Raw genomic sequence first — 19,078 nt, 5'->3', positions numbered from 1 at the left:
TTCCGGGGGGCCGGTGTGTCGGTGGCGTGGGGGCGGCCGGGCGGGGCGCACGGGGTGTCGCGCCGAGCGGTACCTTCATCGTCACGCCGATGAGGAGAGTCAACGTGAGTAAGTTCGTGCGGCCTGCGGCCGAGGGTGCGGACCCCTTCGGCACGGCCCGTCTGCGCCGCGGCGTGCTCGACGCCTGGGCCACCAGCCCCGCCCGCTTCCGCGAAGACGCCAACGCCGAGGAGGATCTCGTCCTCGGTGGGTACCGGGACCGGCTCGTCGTCGAGCTCGCCCAGAACGCCGCCGACGCCGCGGCACGGGCGGGCGTGCCCGGCCGGCTCCGGCTCACACTCCGCGACGGCGTTCTCGTCGCCGCCAACACCGGCGCCCCTCTCGACGCGGCCGGGGTCGAGTCCCTGGCCACCCTCCGTGCCTCCGCCAAACGCGACACCCCCTCCATCGGCCGCTTCGGCGTGGGTTTCGCCGCCGTTCTCTCCGTCACCGACGAGCCCGCGGTCGTCGGCCGGCACGGCGGGGTCCGCTGGTCCCTCGCCGAGGCCCGGGAACTGGCCGCCGACGTCGCCCGGCACAGCCCGGGGCTGGGTGACGAGGTGCGCCGGCGGGACGGGCACGTGCCGCTGCTCCGGCTGCCGTTCGCCGCCGAGGGCACCGCCCCCGACCCGTACGACACGGCCGTCATCCTGCCGCTGCGCGACCCGGCCGCCGCCGACCTCGCCGAACGCCTGCTGGCCGCCGTGGACGACGCCCTCCTCCTCGCCCTGCCCGGTCTCGAAGAGGTCGTGATCGAGACAGCGCAAGGTGAGACCCGTACGCTGCGCCGCCGCACCGACGACGTCTTCACCGTCGTAGAGGACTCGCGGGACGGTACGACCCGCTGGCGTACGGCCGCTTCGAACGGGCCGCTCACCGCGGACCTGCTCGCCGACCGGCCCGTCGAGGAGCGGCTGCGACCGCACTGGTCGGTCACCTGGGCCGTGCCGGTGGACGACGACGGCACGCCCGCCCGGCCCCGCACCACACCCTTCGTGCACGCCCCCACGCCCAGCGACGAACCCCTCGGCGTGCCCGCGCTGCTCATCGCGTCCTTCCCGCTGGACACCACCCGGCGGCGGGCGGCCCCGGGCCCGCTGACCGACTTCGTCGTGCAGCGCGCGGCGGACGCCTACACCGAACTCCTCGCCGCCTGGCGGCCGGTGAGCGTCGGCATCATCGCGCTCGTACCCGGCCCGCTGGGCAAGGGCGAGCTGGACGGGGTGCTGCGGCAGGCGATCCTCGACCGGCTGCCCCGGACGTCCTTCCTGCCGCCCGCCCTCGAAGCCACCGGCCAGGAGGGGGCGGAAGCAGAGGGGGAGGAGGGCGACGACCTTCCCGAGACCCTGCGGCCCCGTGACGCCGAGGTGGTCGAGGGCGCCGGCGCCGACACCGTCCGTGTGCTCGCCGAGGTGCTGCCCACCCTTCTCCCCGCCGGGCTCGAACGCCGCGTGGAACTCCGCACGTTGGGCGTCGCCCGGGTTCCGCTGGCCGACGCCGTGGACCGGCTGGCCGGGCTGGAGAAGGAGCCCGGGTGGTGGTGGCGGCTGTACGACAGCCTCGCCGGCGTCGACCCGGACCGGCTGTCCGGGCTGCCCGTGCCGTTGGCCGACGGGCGGACGACGATCGGGCCCCGGCAGGTGCTGCTCCCCACCGCCGACGCCGCGTCCTCCGCCGACCCTGAGGTCCTCGCCCGGCTCGGCCTCAAGGTCGCCCACCCGGACGCCGCCCACCCGCTGCTGGAGAAGCTCGGCGCCCTGCCCGCGACCCCGCGCGCGGTACTGACGACCCCGCAGGTCAGGGCCGCCGTCGCCGCCTCCCTCGACGACGAGGGCGGACTCGACTGGGAGCAGGAGACGCCCGACGCCGAGGAACTCGCCGACACGGTCCTCGCGTTGGTGCGGGACGCCGGTCTGGAACCCGGTGACGAGCCCTGGCTCGCTGCCCTCGCCCTTCCCGACGAGGACGGCGAACTGTCCCCGGCCGGCGAACTCGTCCTGCCCGGCAGCCCGTTCCACCAGGTCATGCGCGAGGACGAACTCGCCTCCATCGACTCCGAGTTGGCCGACAGATGGGGTGAGCAGCCACTCGCCGCCTGTGGCGTCCTGGCGAACTTCATCCTGGTCCGCGCCACCGACGTGGTCCTCGACCCGGACGAACTGGAGCCCCGCGACGGGGACTTCGCCGAGCCCGACGACGCCGGGGTGCTCGACGCCGTCGACGTGTGGTGCGAGGACATCCTCGACCGCTTCCCCGACACCCCCGTACCGCCCGTCGCCACCGAACTGGTCGCCGTCCGCGACCTCGACCTCGTCGACGACGACAAGTGGCCGGCGGCCCTCGCGCTCCTGTCCAAGCCGCCGCTGCGTGACGCACTCGTCCAGCCGTTGCGCATCCTGCTGCCGGACGGCACCCACGAGGTCGTACGGCCGTACACCGCCTGGTGGTTGCGCGGAAACCCGGTGCTCGACGGCCGCCGCCCGGCCGGCCTGCTCGCCGCCGGCGGCGACCCGCTGCTGCGCGGACTCTACGACGAGGCCGACGCGACCGGCTTCGACGACGAGCAGGTGCTGCGGGCGCTGGGTGTACGGACGTCGGTGGCCGCGCTCCTCGACGAGCCGGGCGGTGCCGCCGAACTCCTCGACCGGCTCGCCGACCCGGACCGGGACGTCACCGGCACCCAACTTCACGCCCTCTACAGCGCGTTGGCGGACCTGGACCCCGAGCAGGTGACCCTGCCCGACGAACTGCGGGCCGTCGTCGACGGACGGGTCGAGGTCGTGGACGCCGGCGAGGCCATGGTCGTCGACTCACCCGACCTGCTCCCCTTCACCGAGGGCGTCCCCCTGCTCCCGGTCCGGCCCGCACGCGCCGCCGAACTGGCCGAACTGTTCCAGGTGCGGCGCCTGAGCGAGTCCGTCACCGGCGACATCGACTCCGGGGGCGCCGAACACGACGTACCCGAGCCGGTACGGGTCCTCCTCGGCCCGCAGACCCCCTCCACCTACATGGAGCACGACGAACTCGTCCTCAACGACGTCGAACTCGACTGGCGCCTGACACCCGACGGCGTCCTCCACGCCGCCACCCTGGAAGGCGTCGCCGCCGGTCTCGCCTGGGCGGCCGGCCAGTGGCCCCGCCGCTTCGAGGTGGCGGCGCTGCTGGAGGACCCCTCTCGGACCGGGGAGTTGGCGCGGGATCGCTGGTTCGACTGAGCCTCCTGCACGAGGGCGTCCCCGGTGCCATCGGGGGCGCCCGTCCTGGCAGGAAGTCCCCGTCGCTCCCGGCCGGGGCTACGCCATGGAGCGCGCGAGGGCCGTCATCCGTTCCCTGAGGAACGCCTCGTGCTCGGGACGGAGGGCGATCGCGCCACCCACCCGCTCCACAAGAACGAGCGAGGTGACCAGCAGTCCGTCCGCGAGACCGTGCAGGACGTCGTTGTGAGTAGAGGCGTAGAGCTTGTACAGCCGTGCGACGAAGGCCGGGAACGCCTCCGGATCAACCTCGCAGCCACCCTCGCGGGTAGGTGTCAGACCGGACGGCACGTCAAGGAACCCGGCTGTGCCCCGGGCCAGGGAGGCGTACAGCTGTCCGCTGTGGCAGCCCGCGTCCCAGAGGGTCTCGTCGCCGTGCTCGAAGGGGTGACTCAAGCTGTGGTCTCCAGTCCGAGGCCGAGGTCGAGGGCAAGTCCGAGGTCGAGGCCCGGGGCACTCCCGTGACCCGGGAGGGACCGTGGAGCCGATCTTGGAATGTCTCGCACAAATTTCGCACCTGACGTACAACCATTCGCACATCTCGTGAATCTGATCACCTGAGTCAACAGACTCTCTGATCACTTGGGCCCCAACGTGCCGTATGTGCCGTGGGGGACGACCACCGTCGGGGCCCCTTTCTCCACGTGGGGATCGCATGCGTATTCGTGCCACCGTGGCCGCCGTCTCCGGCGCCCTGGCCCTCTCCGCCCTCGCTGTTCCGGCCGCGCAGGCCGACAACAGCCCGTCGTACAGCAAGGCCGATGTCCAGAAGGCCGTTCAGGCCGCTCAGTCGGCGTCCGGCAAGAGCGCCTTCGCCGCCGCGGACACGGGGACCCCGTACGCGCTCGACCTGTCCTTCTCCGGCGTGAAGATCAACAACGGTAAGCCGATCGTCGCGGGCACCACCAACCAGGTGACCGTCCCGGTGACCTACAAGGTCACGCACGCGGAGGACATCGACCTCAACGCGTCCGACTTCCTGATGGACGTCGAGATCTACCGCGGTGCCTCCTACGCGACGCCCGACTACGTGCTCTACGGGGACGACTGGCCGACCTGCACGTCGACCTCGTCCACCACCGCCACCTGCAAGGGCACCATCGACGTCTACCCGGACTTCGAGCTGATCGACTCCCTCGCCGGCGCCTGGAAGGTCGGCGGCTACGCCATCGACGCCAACGACCAGGACCTCGACTCCGACAACGTCGACTGGGACAAGGTCGGCTACGTCGAGCAGGACGGCCTCGGCAGCACCAAGCTCCAGCGCTACTCCAAGCTGACGGTCAACGCCGCACCGGAGCCGGTGAAGAAGGGCAAGACCATCACCGTCACGGGCAAGCTGACCCGCGCCAGCTGGAACACCGGCAAGTACGTCGGTCTCCCCGCCGGCCAGTCGGTCACGCTGCAGTTCCGCAAGAAGGGCACCACCAACTACACCAACGTCAAGGGCATCAAGACGACCGCGGGCGGTGCGCTGAAGACGACCGTCAAGGCCTCCACCGACGGTTACTACCGCTACACGTACGCGGGCATCACGAGCACCGCGCCCGCCACGGCGGCCGGTGACTTCATCGACGTGAAGTAGCAGCCCGAGCGACAGCAGTACCGAACGCCGGCTCCCGGGCTTCCGGGTGCCGGCGTTCCGCTTTGCCACGAGGGTGCCAAACGTTGTCCACGCGCGGACAAAATCCCGCTCCGCCCGTACAACCCACCCCACCCGTCGCGGATCTCACCGCGTGAGTCAACAGACTCCTCGCTCACTTCTCCCCCTGGGGAACGCACATGCGTATTCGTGCCACCGTGGCCGCCGTCACCGGCGCCCTGGCCCTCTCCGCCCTCGTCGTGCCGGCCGCGCAGGCCGCCGACGAGCCGTCCGGCAAGGCCGCGTTCAACGCTGTCACCGCCGACGGGGCCACGTCCGCCGCCGCGGACCTGGACGTCACCTTCTCCCACATGAAGGTCAACAACGGCAAGGCCATCGTCGCCGGCGCCACCAGCACCGTCAGCGTCCCGGTCACCTACACCCTGACCCACGCCGCCGACCTGGACACCGGCTCCGACCACTTCGCCAACGGCCCGCTCATCTACAAGGGCTCCTCGTTCGACACCGCGACCAACGTCCTCATCAGCGAGGACCCGGCGACCTGCACCGCCACCTCGACGACTGTCCTCTCCTGCAAGGGCGTCATCAAGATCTACGCGGGCGAGGGTGACCTGGCGAGCTCCGACGCCGGCACCTGGCACGCGGGCGGCCTCGCCGTAACCAGCGACGACGACCAGAAGACCCAGGGCGACCTGGGCAGCGTCAAGGTCCTGCGCCAGGCCAAGCTGACGGTCAACGCCACCCCCGAGCCCGTGAAGAAGGGCAAGACCCTCACGGTCACCGGCAAGCTGACCCGCGCCAACTGGGACACCAACAAGTACGCCGGCTACGCGACCCAGTCGGTCACGCTGCAGTTCCGTAAGAAGGGCACCACCGCCTACACCAACGTCAAGGGCATCAAGTCGTCCTCGACGGGCGCCCTGAAGACCACGACCACCGCCAAGGCCGACGGGTACTACCGCTTCACCTTCGCGGGCACCACGACGACCTCCTCGGTCAGCGCCACCGGGGACTACGTCGACGTGAAGTAACCCGAAGAGTTCCGCTCACGCGGGGAAGCGGCGGTCGACCACCCTCCACAGCACCTCCAGGGCGACCGCCGCCACCGCCGCGATGCCGACCGCGATCCACGGCATCGTCACGCCGACCAACTTCAGCGCGAAGAAGTCCTGCAGCCACGGCACCACCAGGACCAGCAGGAACGCGGCGCCCATCGTCGCCACCAGCGCGAGGCGCCACCAGGTGTAGGGACGGGCGATGATCGCCAGCACCCACATCGAGACCAGGAACAGCGTCAGGGTCGCGGCACTGGTCTCCGCGTCCAACGCCCCTTCCCCCGAGTAGTGGTGACGGGCGATCAGGTAGCTGACGAAGGTCGCCGTCGCGGCCACCACACCGCCCGGGATCGAGTACCGCATCACCCGCCGTACGAAGTGCGGCTTCGCCCGCTCCTTGTTGGGGGCCAGGGCGAGGAAGAAGGCCGGGATGCCGATGGTGAGGGTGGACAGCAGGGTCAAGTGGCGGGGCAGGAACGGGTATTCGACCTGCCAGCACACCACCAGGACGGCCAGCAGTACCGAGTAGACCGTCTTCACCAGGAAGAGCGTCGCCACCCGGGTGATGTTGCCGATGACCCGACGGCCCTCCGCGACCACCGAAGGCAGCGTCGCGAAGCTGTTGTTGAGCAGCACGATCTGCGCGACCGCCCGGGTCGCCTCCGACCCGGAGCCCATCGCCACCCCGATGTCGGCGTCCTTCAGGGCCAGAACGTCGTTCACGCCGTCGCCGGTCATCGCGACCGTGTGCCCGCGCGACTGCAACGCGCCCACCATGTCCCGCTTCTGCTGCGGGGTGACCCGCCCGAACACCGTGCCCTCGTCCAGCGCTTCGGCCATGCCGTCCTGGTCGGCGGGGAGCCGACGGGCGTCGATGGTGGTGCCGGTGAGACCCAGCTTCGACGCCACCGCGCCCACCGACACCGCGTTGTCCCCGGAGATGACCTTGGCGCGGACGTCCTGCTCGGCGAAGTAGCGCAGGGTGTCGGCCGCGTCCGGCCGCAGCCGCTGCTCCAGGACGACCAGCGCGGTGGGCCTGGCGCCCCGGGCCACCTCGGGATCGTCCAGATCACGGACGGCCCGCGCCAACAGCAGTACCCGCAGCCCCTGTTCGTTGAGCCGCTCGGTCTCGGCGAGGGCCGGGTCCTCGGGCGCGAGGAGCACGTCCGGGGCGCCCAGGAGCCAGGTGCTCGACTCGCCGTCGCCCTCGCTGAAGGCGGCCCCGCTGTACTTGCGGGCCGAGGAGAAGGGGAGGGACTCGGTGCAGCGCCAGTCCTCTACGTCCGGGTAGGCGTCGATGATCGCCTGGAGGGACGCGTTCGGGCGCGGGTCCGACTCACCGAGCGCGCCGAGCACCTTGCGTACGTACGTCTCCTCGGCGCCCTGGAGCGGCCTGAGGCCGGTGACGTCCATGCCGCCCTCGGTGAGGGTGCCCGTCTTGTCGAGACAGACCGTGTCGACGCGGGCGAGGCCCTCGATGGCGGGAAGCTCCTGAACCAGGCACTGTTTCCGGCCAAGTCGGATGACGCCGATCGCGAAGGCGACGGAGGTGAGGAGAACGAGGCCCTCCGGGACCATCGGGACGATGCCGCCGACGGTGCGCGCGATGGAGTCCTTGAGGTCGTTGTCCTTGACGAACAACTGGCTGATGATCAGGCCGATCGCGGTCGGGACCATCATCCACGTCACGTACTTGAGGATGGTGGAGATACCGGAACGCAGCTCGGAGTGGACCAGCGTGAACCGGGACGCCTCCTCGGCGAGTTGGGCGGCGTACGCCTCGCGGCCGACCTTGGTCGCCCGGAAGGCGCCACCGCCCGCGACGACGAAGCTGCCCGACATGACCTCGTCGCCCGGCCGCTTCACGACGGGGTCGGCCTCGCCGGTGAGCAGCGACTCGTCGATCTCCAGCCCGTCGGCCTCGACACACACCCCGTCGACCACGGCCTTGTCGCCCGGGCCGATCTCGATCAGGTCGTCCAGCACGATCTCGGAGGTGCCGACCTGCGCCGCGATCCCGTCCCGCCGTACGGTCGGCCGGGCCTCCCCGATCACCGCCAGCGAGTCCAGGGTCTTCTTCGCGCGCCACTCCTGGATGATGCCGATGCCCGTGTTGGCGAGGATCACGAAGCCGAACAGGCTGTCCTGGATCGGCGCGACGGCCAGCATGATCACCCAGAGCACGCCGATGATCGCGTTGAACCGGGTGAAGACGTTCGCGCGGACGATCTCGGTCAGGGAGCGGCTGCTGCGGAGCGGGACGTCGTTGACCTGGCCGCGGGTGACTCGCTCCGCGACTTCGGCGGCGGTCAGTCCCGTCGGCACGTCCGGAACCGGCGTCGGGTGCGCGGGGTCGACCTCCGCGCCCGCGTCGATATGCGTCATGCACTCGACGGTACGTGCGGATTTACGGCTTCACCCGCCGAGTGGGCGGAAGATCCGACCTGGGGAGGAGGGTGGGTGGGGGTGAATGGTGCCGTGGTACTACAGGGGCCGGCCGTGGGGTGGGACGGGGCCGGCCGTTGGGGACGGGGGTGGCGACGCGTGACGCCGTCTGCGCCCCACGGAAGCCTCCCTCGCCCCCGCCGCCCTTTCCCTTCCCATCCCCAGGGGCTCCGCCCCTTCGCCCCCATCCAGGGGCTCCGCTCCTGCACCCCGGCGGGGACTGTGTCCCCTGCACCCCTCGCGGGTGCCTGGGCGCCGGGACGGCCTCGCAGGGCTCCGTCCCTGCATCCGGGCGGGGACTGCGTCCTCTGCACCCCTCGCGGGGCTCTGCCCCGTACCCCGCTGGGGCTGCCGCCCCGGGCCCCGCTTCGGCCTTGAAGGGGCCTCGTCCTCAGACGCCGGACGGGCTGGAGGGGGGCGGGGCTGCATGAGTCGGTGCGCCCAGTAGATGGGTGGGTGGGGATGGCCGTCGCTGCCTTGGACGGGGTGGGGCCTGGGCAACTGGATGCCGGGCGGGTGGAGGGGGGCTCACCATTCGTCCGACCGAGTCGGGTGGCGGGTGGGCATAGGTCGGGGGTCTGGGGGCGGAGCCCCCAGTGGGTTGGGGCCGGGGGGGCTTTATTCGGCCGGGTTGGGTTCCGCCGGGGGCGTTGCCGCTCGGTTGATCGCCGCTTCGCGCTTGCGGACGTACCAGATGCCGATGAAGCCGAGGCCGCCGCCGGCGAGGCAGGTCCAGATCCACCAGGTGTGGCCGTGGTCGTCGAACCAGCCGTAGAAGGGGAGCTGGACCAGGAAGAGGACGAGCCAGAGGATCGTGCCGCCGATGACGGTGGGGACGACGGGGCCCTCCAGGGGCTCGGGCGCCTCGTGCTCGGGGGTCCACTTCTGCATGGGGACAGCTTACGAGGCGATCAGGTCTACGCGCGGAGATGGCGTCGACGTGGTCATATGTTCATACTGAAACCGTTTGCTAACTGACCACTTCTCTTCGTACGAAACGCCAAGGCGCCTGGGGGAAAGCCGCTGGTGACGAGGTTCCGCATGTCCACATCGGCCCCCACCAAGGCCTCCGGTGCGCTCGATCGCTACTTCCGTATCTCCGAGCGCGGCAGCACGCTGCCCCGGGAGATCCGGGGCGGTTTCGCCACCTTCTTCGCGATGGCCTACATCATCGTGCTGAACCCGATCATCCTCGGCAGCGCGAAGGACATGTACGGACACCAGCTGGACAACGGCCAGTTGGTCACCGCCACCGCCGTGACCGCCGCGTTCACCACCCTGCTGATGGGCATCGTCGGCAACGTGCCGATCGCGCTCGCCGCCGGACTCGGTGTGAACTCGGTTGTCGCCCTCCAGCTCGCGCCCCGGATGTCCTGGCCGGACGCCATGGGGATGGTCGTCCTGGCGGGGTTCATCGTGATGCTGCTGGTCGCCACCGGCCTGCGGGAGCGGGTCATGAACGCCGTGCCGTACGGCCTGCGCAAGGCCATCGCCATCGGTATCGGCCTGTTCATCATGCTGATCGGCCTCGTCGACTCCGGCTTCGTCTCCCGCATCCCGGACGCCGCCCAGACCACCGTCCCGCTCCAGCTCGGCGGCGACGGTCACCTCAACGGCTGGCCGGTCCTCGTCTTCGTCCTCGGCACCCTGCTGACCCTGGCCCTCATCGTCCGCAAGGTCTCCGGCGCGATCCTCATCTCGATCGTCGCCATGACCGTCCTCGCGGTGGTCGTCAACGCGGTCGCGGACATCCCCTCCTGGGGTCTGACCACGCCCAAGTGGCCCGGCAACCCCGTCGCCACCCCCGACTTCGGCCTCATCGGCGAGGTCAGCCTCTTCGGCGGCTTCGCCAAGGTCGGCGTTCTGACCGGCATCCTCTTCGTCTTCACCGTGCTGCTGTCGTGCTTCTTCGACGCGATGGGCACGATCATGGGCGTCAGCGACGAGGCCGGCCTCACCGACGCCCACGGCCAGATGCCCGGCATCAACAAGGTCCTGTTCGTGGACGGCATCGCGGTCGCCGCCGGCGGGGCCAGTTCCTCCTCCGCCACCACCTGCTTCGTCGAGTCCACCGCCGGTGTGGGAGAGGGCGCGCGTACCGGGTTCGCCAACGTCGTCACCGGCGCGCTCTTCGCCGTAGCGCTGTTCCTGACCCCCGTCGCCACGATGGTCCCGTCCCAGGCGGCCACCCCGGCCCTGCTCGCGGTCGGCTTCCTGATCCTGGCCGGCTCGGTCAAGGAGATCGACTGGGCCGACCACACCCTCGCGATCCCGGCCTTCGTCACGATGGTGATGATGCCGTTCACCTACTCCATCACCAACGGCATCGGCATGGGCTTCATCACCTTCGTGGTGCTGCGGCTGGCCGCCGGGCGCGGGCGCGAGATCCCGGTGGCCATGTACGTCGTCGCCGCGGTCTTCGGCTTCTACTACCTGATGCCGGCGCTGGGACTGACCTGATCCACCGCCGACGCTCCCGTGAGCCGCGCGCTCACGGGACCCCGTAGAACTTCTCCGTCTCCTCGACGGCGGACTGGAACCGCTCGTCGAAGTCGTCGCGAACGAGCGTCCGGACCACGTAGTCCTGGACGCTCATTCCCCTTTTCGCCGCATGGTCCCGGAGCCGTTCGAGCAGCTCCCCGTCTATCCGCAGGCTGAGCACGCTGGTCCCCATGAACACGAGGGTCGCGGGCGAGTCCGGGCAGCGTTCACTTTCGGCTGTCGACTCACTCGTACGGGTGATGATGTGTTTAACGGAGACGCCCGAGACGCCCCTCGGACCGCTGGAGTCCCCTGCCTCCCCCCTGTCTCAGTGGCCCCAGTGGTCCGCCTCACGGGAATCTTCGTGCGCGCCAGCTTGTTTAGCGAGAGTAATGAGTTACGCTAAAGAGATGCCGGACCTTACCCATGGCGACGACGTAGCCGCCGTGAACTCCCTGCGCTCCGCCGTGATGCGGTTGTCCCGTCGGCTCAAGCACCAACGGGTCGACGAGTCGCTGAGCCCGACCGAGATGTCGGTGCTCGGCACCCTGTCCCTCTGTGGCAAGGCCACCCCGGGCGAACTCGCCCGCAAGGAGCACGTCCAGCCGCCGTCGATGACCCGCATCGTGGCACTGCTGGAAGCCAAGGGCCTGGTCCGTCTGGAGCCGCACCCCGAAGACCGGCGCCAGAAGGTCGTCACGAAGACCGAGCAGGCCGAGGCCATGCTCGCGGAGAGCCGCGCCAAGCGGAACGCCTTCCTGGCCACCCTGGTCGACGGCCTGGACGAGGACGAGTGGGCGAAACTGCGCGCTGCCGCCCCCGTGCTGGAGAAGCTCGCACACCTTTAAGCCGCAACGAGGAGGCGAATCCGTTTGAGTACGGGATCCGGAGCAGACTCCGCCCCCGCACCGACCACCCACGACTCTCCACCCACCCCTCGACGCTCGTCCATGTTCAGCTCCCTGAAGGTCAGGAACTACCGCCTGTTCTTCATGGGCCAGGTCGTCTCCAACATCGGCACCTGGATGCAGCGCATCGCCCAGGACTGGCTGGTCCTCAGCCTCACCGGCTCCGCCACCGCCGTCGGCGTGACGACGGCACTGCAGTTCCTGCCGATGCTGCTCTTCGGCCTCTACGGCGGCGTCCTCGTCGACCGCCTGCCCAAGCGCCCCACGCTGCTGTTCACCCAGTCCTCGATGGCCCTCACCGGCATCGCGCTCGCCGTCCTCACGCTCTCCGGCCACGTCCAGGTCTGGCACGTCTACGTCGCCGCCTTCGCCGTGGGCCTGGCGACCGTCGTCGACAACCCGGCCCGGCAGACCTTCGTCTCCGAGATGGTCGGCCCCGACCAGCTGCAGAACGCGGTCAGCCTCAACTCCGCCAACTTCCAGTCGGCCCGGTTGGTCGGCCCCGCCGTGGCCGGCGTGATGATCACCGGCGTCGGCACCGGCTGGGCGTTCCTCATGAACGGCCTGTCCTTCGTCGCCCCCCTCGTCGGCCTGCTGCTGATGCGCTCGCGCGATCTGCACGCCGTCGAGCGGGCCCCGCGCGGCAAGGGGCAGTTGAGGGAGGGGCTGCAGTACGTCGCCGGGCGTCCCGATCTGATCTGGACGATCGTCCTGGTCGGATTCGTCAGCACCTTCGGCTTCAACTTCCCCGTCTACCTCTCGGCCTTCGCCGACGACGTCTTCCACGCGGGCGCGGGCTCCTACAGCCTCTTCAACACGCTGATGGCGGTCGGCTCCCTCGCGGGCGCCCTGCTCGCGGCCCGGCGCGGCACCGCCCGGATGCGGGTGCTGGTCGCGGGCGCGGTGGCCTTCGGCGTGATGGAGATCGTGGCCTCCATGGCCCCCTCCTTGTGGCTGTTCGCCCTACTCATGGCCCCGATCGGCATGTTCGGCATGACGGTCAACGTCACCGCCAACAGCAGCGTCCAGATGAGCACCGACCCGGCCATGCGGGGCCGGGTGATGGCCCTCTACATGATGGTGTTCATGGGCGGCGCCCCCATCGGCGCGCCGATCGCCGGCTGGATCACCGACGCGTACGGCGTCCGGGCGGGCCTGGCAGCGGGCGGCGTCGTCTCGGCCGCCGCCGCCGTGACGATCGGCCTGGTCCTGGCACGCGTCGGCAACTTGAGGCTCTCGGTCGGCTGGCACCGCGGCCATCCGCAGGTGCGGTTCGTCCCCCGGGAGCGGGACCAACTGGCCGCGGCGGCCTGAACCGAGCCGGACGGAAGAGGCCGTCGGTCCGACCGGCCCGGGGGCGCGATCGGCCCGGGGCTCGGCCCGCCCGGGGTCCGGTCGGCTTGGGGTTCGGTCGGCTTGTGGTCCCGGACCCGTCTGGAGGTCCGACCGGCTTGGGGTCCCGGGGGTGGGATCGGCTCGGGGTCCGGCCGGCCCAGGGTCCGGCCCGCCCGGGGTCCGACCGGCTCGGGTCCCGGACCGGTCTGGAGGTCCGATCGGCTTGGGGTCCCGGCCCGCCCGGGGTTCGACCGGCCGAGGGCCCGCCCGAGAGTGGGATCGGCTCGGGGTCCCGGATTCCCCGGGGGTTCGACCGGCCGGAGGTCCCGGACCGGCCCCGGGGTTCGGCCGGCCCGGGGGCCTGGCCCGCCTCAGGCTGGGATCGGCTCGGGAGCCCGGACTCCCCGGGGGTTCGACCGGCCGGAGATCCTGGACAGGCCGAGGGGTCCGACCGGCCCGGGGGCCCAGACCCACCCGTGGGTCCGACCAGCCGGAGGTCCCGGACCGGCCCGGGGCCCGGCCCGCCCGAGGGTGGGGTCGGCTCGGGGCCCCGGATTCCCCGGGGGTCCGGTCCACCCGAGTGCCCGGGGGTGTGTTCACACCCTCCGGGCCAGTACCTGTCCCGGCCAGTCGTTCGACGCCGTGTATGTCTCCGTGCGGACGAAGCCGTTGCTCTCGTAGTAGCGGACGAGCTTGCCGTCGTCGCCCGCGTAGCAGTCCACCCGTAGCAGGGCGACGCCCGCCCGCCGGGTCTCCTCGGCGGCGTGCGCGAGTAGCGCGCTGCCCACGCCGTGCCCCTTGAAGCGGCGGTCGGAGGCGAGCCAGTGGATGTAGCGCTCGGGCTCGCCGGGCGACGGGAGGTGGGACAGATAGGCGCCGGGGGAGCCGGTGAGGGTGAGGGTGGCGGCCGGTACACCGTCGGCCTCGGCGATGAACACGCTGCCCTCGTCCATGTACCGGACGACCGACTCCACCGTCTTCGGCCTGCCGGACAAGGGCTCCGTCCCCCACTGCCCGGGGCGACCCTGCGCGACCAGCCACTCGACGCTGCTGTCGAGCATGCCGAGGATCGCGGGCATGTCGTCGGGTCCGCCTTCTCTGATGGTGATCTCCATGACGGCACCCTAGGGGCCCAACCGCGCGCGCTCCAGGGCCTTTTGACGGCCCCGACGAGGAAGCGCGGCCCACCGGGGCATCGGTACCCCGGAGGTGGCGTCCCGATGGTGGCGTGCCCTCGTGGACCCGTCCGCGTCTCGCGACCCCCGGCCGGGCCGCCGCGTCCGCCCGCCGGCCGATCCGTTCCCTGGAAGGGGCCGGACGGGTCTGGAAGGGTGACGTGCATGAGACTCTTCGCCGCCGTACTGCCGCCCGAGGACGTGGCCGCCGAACTCGCCGCCCAGGTCGAGGAGTTGCGTGCCCTGCCCGGCGCGGACACCCTGCGCTGGACCGGCCGGCCCGGCTGGCACTACACGCTCGCGTTCTACGGCGAGGTGGCCGACGAGCTGGTCCCGGACCTGTCGGCGCGGCTGGAGCGGGCCGCCCACCGCACCGCGCGTTTCCCGCTGGCGGTGCGCGGCGGTGGGCAGTTCGGCAAGGGGCGGGCCCTGTGGGCGGGCGCGGAGGGCGACCTGCACACGCTGCGGCTGCTGGCCGACCGGGCGGAGTCGTCGGCGCGCAAAGCCGGCCTGCCGACGGGGGAGCACCGCAGGTACACGCCCCACCTCACGGTGGCCCGCAGCCGGGACGACGTGGACGTACGGCCGTACCTGGAGGCCCTCGCCCCCTTCACCAGCCGCACCTGGACGGTCGACGAGCTGGTCCTCGTCCGCAGCAACCTGCCGGTGTCGGGAGTCCCGGGCGAGCAGCCGCGCTACGAGGTGGTCGCCCGCCGCCCTCTCGGCGCGGCCGGTTAGGCTCGACCGCGTGGACCCGAAAACCAGGAACCGGATCATGGCCGGTGCGCTCGTGCTGATGTTCGTCGTGGTGGCGGTGGCGGCGGCGGTCGGCAGGTAACCCGTAGCCGACCCGCCGGTCTCCTACGGCCGTGCCACCGGCCGTCCATGGACGTGCCGCCCCTCACCTACGGCTAGGCCGTGTGCGTGGGGTGTGGGGCCGGCCCCGGCCTGTGCTCACCCACCACCCGACTCGCTTGGATGACGGGTGAGGCACACAGCCGAGCGCGTCCGTGCGGGCGCCGCGGACCACCTCTTGTCCACCTGGTCGGGCGAGCCCACCTACACCGCGCCGATCACCAGGCGAAGGCCTCCGGGGAGGGGCCCGGGCCGGGGAAGATCTCGTCGAGGCCGGTCAGTACTTCCTCGCTCAGCTCCAGCTCCACCGCGCGCAGGGCGGAGTGGAGTTGCTCGGCGGTGCGGGGGCCGACGATCGGGCCGGTCACGCCGGGGCGGGTGAGGAGCCAGGCCAGGGCGGCCTCGCCGGGTTCGATGCCGTGCTTGTCGAGCAGGTCCTCGTACGCCTGGATCTGGGCGCGGGAGGAGGGGTTGGCGAGGGTGTCGGCGACCCGGCCGGAGGCGCGGCGGCCGCCCTTGACCTCCTTCTTGATGACCCCGCCGAGCAGTCCGCCCTGGAGCGGCGACCAGGGGATGACCCCGAGGCCGTACTCCTGCGCGGCCGGGATGACCTCCATCTCGGCGCGGCGCTCGGCGAGGTTGTAGAGGCACTGCTCGCTGACCAGGCCGATGGTGCCGCCGCGCCGGGCGGCGATCTCGTTGGCCTGGGCGATCTTGTAGCCGGGGAAGTTGGAGGACCCGACGTACAGGATCTTGCCCTGCTGGACGAGGGTGTCGATCGCCTGCCAGATCTCCTCGAAGGGAGTGGCGCGGTCGACGTGGTGGAACTGGTAGACGTCGATGTAGTCGGTCTGGAGCCGCTGCAGCGAGGCGTCCACGGCCCGCCGGATGTTGAGGGCGGACAGCTTGTCGTGGTTGGGCCAGGAGGGGCCGCCGCCGGCCATGTTGCCGTAGACCTTGGTGGCGAGGACGACCTTGTCGCGGCGCTCGCCGCCCTTGGCGAACCAGTTCCCGATGATGGATTCCGTGCGGCCCTTGTCCTCGCCCCAGCCGTAGACGTTGGCCGTGTCGAAGAAGTTGATCCCCGCGTCCAGCGCCGCGTCCATGATCGCGTGGCTGTCCGCTTCGTCGGTCTGCGGACCGAAGTTCATGGTGCCGAGCACCAGTCGGCTGACCTTGAGTCCCGTGCGTCCGAGCTGCGTGTACTTCATGGTTCACCAGCCAACGACTTGGAGTGCGCTCAAGGCAAGAGCGGGCCGGGTTTCCGGTCAGCCGGCGGCGTAGGGCCCGCCCAGGTCCCAGCCCTGGTGCAGCGCGTCGGCGAAGGCCGCCGCGATCCGGTGCTCGCCGCTCGTGTTCGGGTGCGTGCCGTCGTAGGTGTCGGTGTTGATGTCGTACGACGACGGCAGCGATGCCAGCAGGAGCGGCGAGCGGGGTTCGTCGAGGTCGGCGACCGCCTTCGCGAGGAGTTCGTTGAAGGAGGTCACCTGGGCGGCGAAGTCCGCGTCCGTGTCCGCGCGGACGTTCGGGATGACCGGCAGCAGGACCATTCGGACCCGCGGCCCGGCGGCGCGGGCCTCGGCGACGAAGGCGCGGACGTTCTCCGCGGTCTGCTCGGCGTTCGTGTAGAAGCCGAGGTCGATGAGGCCGAGCGAGACCAGGAGGACGTCCGCCCGGCAGCTCCGCACCGCCTCGCCGATCAGCGGGGCCATGTGCTGCCAGCCCTCGCCCCAGCCGGCGAGGTGGGCGCGCGGGAAGTCGGGGTCGGCGTAGGCGTACGAGGTGGGGGCGTCGGCCACCTTGTCGTGGAGCGTCTCGCGCGGGCCGACCAGCGTGAACGGGCCGCCGTACGTCGTGCACAGGTGGTGCCACATCCGGTAGCGCCAGGTGTGTTCACCGGCGCTTCCGATGGTCATCGAGTCGCCGACCGGCATGATCCTGAGCATCCGCTCATGATGGACGATCTCGCGGGGTGGCGGGGTACGAAGCCGTGTGAAGCCCACCACGCGGCCCCGGTCGTCCCTCACATGTCCTCATGTCGGCCACCACGCGGCCTCTCCCGACGGCCGGGATGGCAGGCTTGGGGCCATGCGTCGCTCCCCAGCATTCCTGGCCGCCGGTCTTCTCGTCGGGCCTCTTCTCGGCGTGTTCGGTGTGCTCGCCGTGCCCGCGGTCGCCGCCGACGGTGACGAGGGGTTCACCATCACGGACCCCCGGATCACCGAGTCGAGCGGACTGGCCGCGTCCCGCCAACACCCCGGCGTCTACTGGACGCACAACGACAGCGACGACGGGGCCTACCTGTACGCCGTCGACAGCGCGACGGGGAAGACGGTCGCCACGATCACCATGACCGGCGTCGGCCGGCCCCGTGACGTCGAGGCCATCTCCATCGGACCGGACAACGAGATCTACGTCGGCGACATCGGCGACAACCTCGGCGGGACGTGGGACCACGTCTGGATCTACCGGCTGCCCGAGCCGAAGACGCTGAAGGACCAGAGTCTGCGGGCCACGCAGTACGTCGTGAAGTACGCGGACGGGGCGCGCGACGCGGAGTCCCTGGTCGTGCATCCCAAGACCGGACGCGTCTACATCGTCGACAAGAACGAGAAGGGCGGGCACCTGTACGAGGGCCCGGCCGAACTCTCCGCCTCCGGGACGAACGTCTTCAAGCCCCTCGCGCCCGTCGCCGATCTGGAGGCCACCGACGCCACCCTGTCGCCCGACGGCCGAGTGCTGGTCGTACGCAGCTACTTCGGATCCCTCGCGTACGACTGGAACGGCGGGGAGATCAAGCGGCGGGAGCGGCTCGGCGTGCCGTTCCTGGGGCAGGGCGAGTCCGTCACCTACACCGCCGACGGGTCGACGCTCATGTACGGCGCCGAAGGGGCCGACAGTTCCGTGGAGCCGCAGGACGCACCGGGTGAGGACGGCTCCAAGTCGCCCTCGGAGAACGGAAGTTCGGCCGCCGCCGATGGGGGAGGTGCCGGCGCCGGATCCGGTGCGAACGTCAAGGTCGGCGCGCTCGCCGTGGCGGTCGTCCTCGCCGCCCTGCTGGGGTTCCGGCGGCTGCGGCGCCGCGGATAGGCCCCCGGGTCACGGTGCCGCGTGGCGCTGTGACACCAGGACGTCGAGGCCGTCGAGGATCCGCTGCAGCCCGAACTCGAAGTGGTCGAAGTCGGGGCCGAAGGTGTCCTCGGAGAGCGAGGCCAGCACGGGATAGCGGCCCGACAGCATGATCTTCTCCAGCGTCGGTGCCTGCGCCTGCCAGAACTCCGCGTCCGTCAGGCCCGTCCGGCGCTCCACCTCCTGCTGGTGCACCTGGGTGCGCGCGGCGCCGACGACATAGCCGTCGATCAGGATGATCGCCGAGACCAGTTCGGGGTCGCTCAGCCCCATCGGCTTGATCCGGCTCAGCACCTTCTCCATGCCGTCGAGGGCGCTCGGGCCGAGCAGCGGGCGGGACTGGTTGACCTGGAGCAGCCAGGGGTGGCCGCGGTAGAGGGCGAGGGTGGCGCGGCCCAGCGCCTCAAGGGCGGAGCGCCAGCCGCCGTCGCCGAGGTCGGCGGGGTTCTCTGAGGGGCGCTGGACGCGGTCCAGCATCAGGTCGAGGAGTTCGGCCTTGCCGGGGACGTACCGGTACAGGGACATGGTGCCGGTGCCGAGTTCGGTGGCGATCCGGCGCATGGACACCGCCTCCAGGCCGTCGGCGTCCGCGATCCGGACGGCCGTCTCCACGACCCGGTCCAGGGTCAGGGCCGGTTTGGGGCCGCGGCTGGGGCGTTTCCCGGTGTCCCACAACAGGCTGAGCGTGCGGGCGATGTCGCCGCTGCCGCTGGTCTCCGTACCGCTGCCCTTGCCGCTCGTCATGAGGGTCAGCTTAGGTCCTCCGGGAAAAACTGGGTACGGCGTACGCGTAATCGGG

At 71.1% G+C, this 19,078-nt stretch carries 16 protein-coding genes; 8 read left to right on the top strand and 8 right to left on the bottom strand.

Annotation, left to right across the window (positions count from 1 at the left end; genetic code table 11):
* Positions 1-104: 104 nt before the first annotated feature.
* Entirely contained in the window at positions 105-3,254 is a 3,150-nt protein-coding gene (locus ACZ5VD_RS20055) for a sacsin N-terminal ATP-binding-like domain-containing protein (protein WP_468549140.1), read from the top strand.
* A gap of 78 nt (positions 3,255-3,332) precedes the next feature.
* Here ACZ5VD_RS20055 and ACZ5VD_RS20050 read toward each other — a convergent pair whose 3' ends face one another.
* On the bottom strand, positions 3,333-3,689 hold the full coding sequence (locus tag ACZ5VD_RS20050) for a DUF6086 family protein (RefSeq protein WP_468682833.1): 357 nt from the start codon (positions 3,687-3,689) through the stop codon (positions 3,333-3,335).
* A gap of 259 nt (positions 3,690-3,948) precedes the next feature.
* On the opposite strand from ACZ5VD_RS20050, the gene ACZ5VD_RS20045 reads away from it, so the two are divergent.
* Together ACZ5VD_RS20045 and ACZ5VD_RS20040 are read left to right on the top strand one after the other, a co-directional pair.
* Positions 3,949-4,878 (top strand): hypothetical protein, encoded by a 930-nt coding sequence (locus ACZ5VD_RS20045; RefSeq protein WP_468682832.1) that lies wholly within the window; start codon positions 3,949-3,951, stop codon positions 4,876-4,878.
* A gap of 197 nt (positions 4,879-5,075) precedes the next feature.
* On the top strand, positions 5,076-5,927 hold the full coding sequence (locus ACZ5VD_RS20040; RefSeq protein WP_468682831.1) for a hypothetical protein: 852 nt from the start codon (positions 5,076-5,078) through the stop codon (positions 5,925-5,927).
* Positions 5,928-5,942: 15 nt separating this feature from the next.
* Here the strand turns inward: ACZ5VD_RS20040 and ACZ5VD_RS20035 are convergent, their stop codons facing one another.
* Both ACZ5VD_RS20035 and ACZ5VD_RS20030 read right to left on the bottom strand, forming a co-directional pair.
* The gene (locus tag ACZ5VD_RS20035; protein ID WP_468682830.1) at positions 5,943-8,336 is read right to left on the bottom strand and encodes an HAD-IC family P-type ATPase; all 2,394 of its coding nucleotides are present in this window, start codon (positions 8,334-8,336) and stop codon (positions 5,943-5,945) included.
* A 678-nt stretch (positions 8,337-9,014) separates the two neighbouring features.
* Entirely contained in the window at positions 9,015-9,287 is a 273-nt protein-coding gene (locus tag ACZ5VD_RS20030) for a DUF2530 domain-containing protein (RefSeq protein WP_468682829.1), read from the bottom strand.
* Between the two features lie 150 nt (positions 9,288-9,437).
* Between ACZ5VD_RS20030 and ACZ5VD_RS20025 the strand changes: the two genes are divergently transcribed.
* Positions 9,438-10,856, top strand: coding sequence for an NCS2 family permease (locus tag ACZ5VD_RS20025; protein ID WP_468549134.1), 1,419 nt, complete (start codon positions 9,438-9,440; stop codon positions 10,854-10,856).
* Positions 10,857-10,887: 31 nt separating this feature from the next.
* Here the strand turns inward: ACZ5VD_RS20025 and ACZ5VD_RS20020 are convergent, their stop codons facing one another.
* Positions 10,888-11,076 carry a ribbon-helix-helix protein, CopG family gene (locus ACZ5VD_RS20020; protein WP_266448357.1) on the bottom strand — a complete coding sequence of 63 codons (189 nt, stop codon included), beginning with the start codon at positions 11,074-11,076 and terminating at the stop codon, positions 10,888-10,890.
* A gap of 211 nt (positions 11,077-11,287) precedes the next feature.
* On the opposite strand from ACZ5VD_RS20020, the gene ACZ5VD_RS20015 reads away from it, so the two are divergent.
* Both ACZ5VD_RS20015 and ACZ5VD_RS20010 read left to right on the top strand, forming a co-directional pair.
* Positions 11,288-11,725: a MarR family winged helix-turn-helix transcriptional regulator gene (locus ACZ5VD_RS20015; RefSeq protein ID WP_057608571.1), complete on the top strand. Its 438-nt coding sequence runs from the start codon at positions 11,288-11,290 to the stop codon at positions 11,723-11,725.
* Positions 11,726-11,749: 24 nt separating this feature from the next.
* Positions 11,750-13,099 carry an MFS transporter gene (locus ACZ5VD_RS20010; RefSeq protein WP_468682828.1) on the top strand — a complete coding sequence of 450 codons (1,350 nt, stop codon included), beginning with the start codon at positions 11,750-11,752 and terminating at the stop codon, positions 13,097-13,099.
* 617 nt (positions 13,100-13,716) lie between these two features.
* On the opposite strand, the gene ACZ5VD_RS20005 is transcribed toward ACZ5VD_RS20010, so the two are convergent.
* A complete protein-coding gene (locus ACZ5VD_RS20005; RefSeq protein WP_468549132.1) occupies positions 13,717-14,235 on the bottom strand; it encodes a GNAT family N-acetyltransferase in 519 nt (172 codons plus the stop codon).
* Positions 14,236-14,460: 225 nt separating this feature from the next.
* On the opposite strand from ACZ5VD_RS20005, the gene thpR reads away from it, so the two are divergent.
* A complete protein-coding gene (thpR, locus tag ACZ5VD_RS20000; RefSeq protein ID WP_468549131.1) occupies positions 14,461-15,033 on the top strand; it encodes an RNA 2',3'-cyclic phosphodiesterase in 573 nt (190 codons plus the stop codon).
* Between the two features lie 335 nt (positions 15,034-15,368).
* On the opposite strand, the gene ACZ5VD_RS19995 is transcribed toward thpR, so the two are convergent.
* Both ACZ5VD_RS19995 and ACZ5VD_RS19990 read right to left on the bottom strand, forming a co-directional pair.
* Positions 15,369-16,361 (bottom strand): aldo/keto reductase, encoded by a 993-nt coding sequence (locus tag ACZ5VD_RS19995; protein WP_468549130.1) that lies wholly within the window; start codon positions 16,359-16,361, stop codon positions 15,369-15,371.
* Between the two features lie 57 nt (positions 16,362-16,418).
* Positions 16,419-17,096 carry an SGNH/GDSL hydrolase family protein gene (locus tag ACZ5VD_RS19990; protein ID WP_468682827.1) on the bottom strand — a complete coding sequence of 226 codons (678 nt, stop codon included), beginning with the start codon at positions 17,094-17,096 and terminating at the stop codon, positions 16,419-16,421.
* A gap of 142 nt (positions 17,097-17,238) precedes the next feature.
* Between ACZ5VD_RS19990 and ACZ5VD_RS19985 the strand changes: the two genes are divergently transcribed.
* Positions 17,239-18,240 (top strand): WD40 repeat domain-containing protein, encoded by a 1,002-nt coding sequence (locus ACZ5VD_RS19985; RefSeq protein WP_468682826.1) that lies wholly within the window; start codon positions 17,239-17,241, stop codon positions 18,238-18,240.
* A 9-nt stretch (positions 18,241-18,249) separates the two neighbouring features.
* Here ACZ5VD_RS19985 and ACZ5VD_RS19980 read toward each other — a convergent pair whose 3' ends face one another.
* A complete protein-coding gene (locus tag ACZ5VD_RS19980; RefSeq protein ID WP_468682825.1) occupies positions 18,250-19,023 on the bottom strand; it encodes a TetR/AcrR family transcriptional regulator in 774 nt (257 codons plus the stop codon).
* Positions 19,024-19,078 lie beyond the last annotated feature (55 nt).

The organism is Streptomyces sp. NPDC032822 (genome assembly GCF_055578825.1).
Note: the sequence above shows the minus strand (reverse complement) of the source record. Positions and strands in the feature narration are given on the sequence as shown.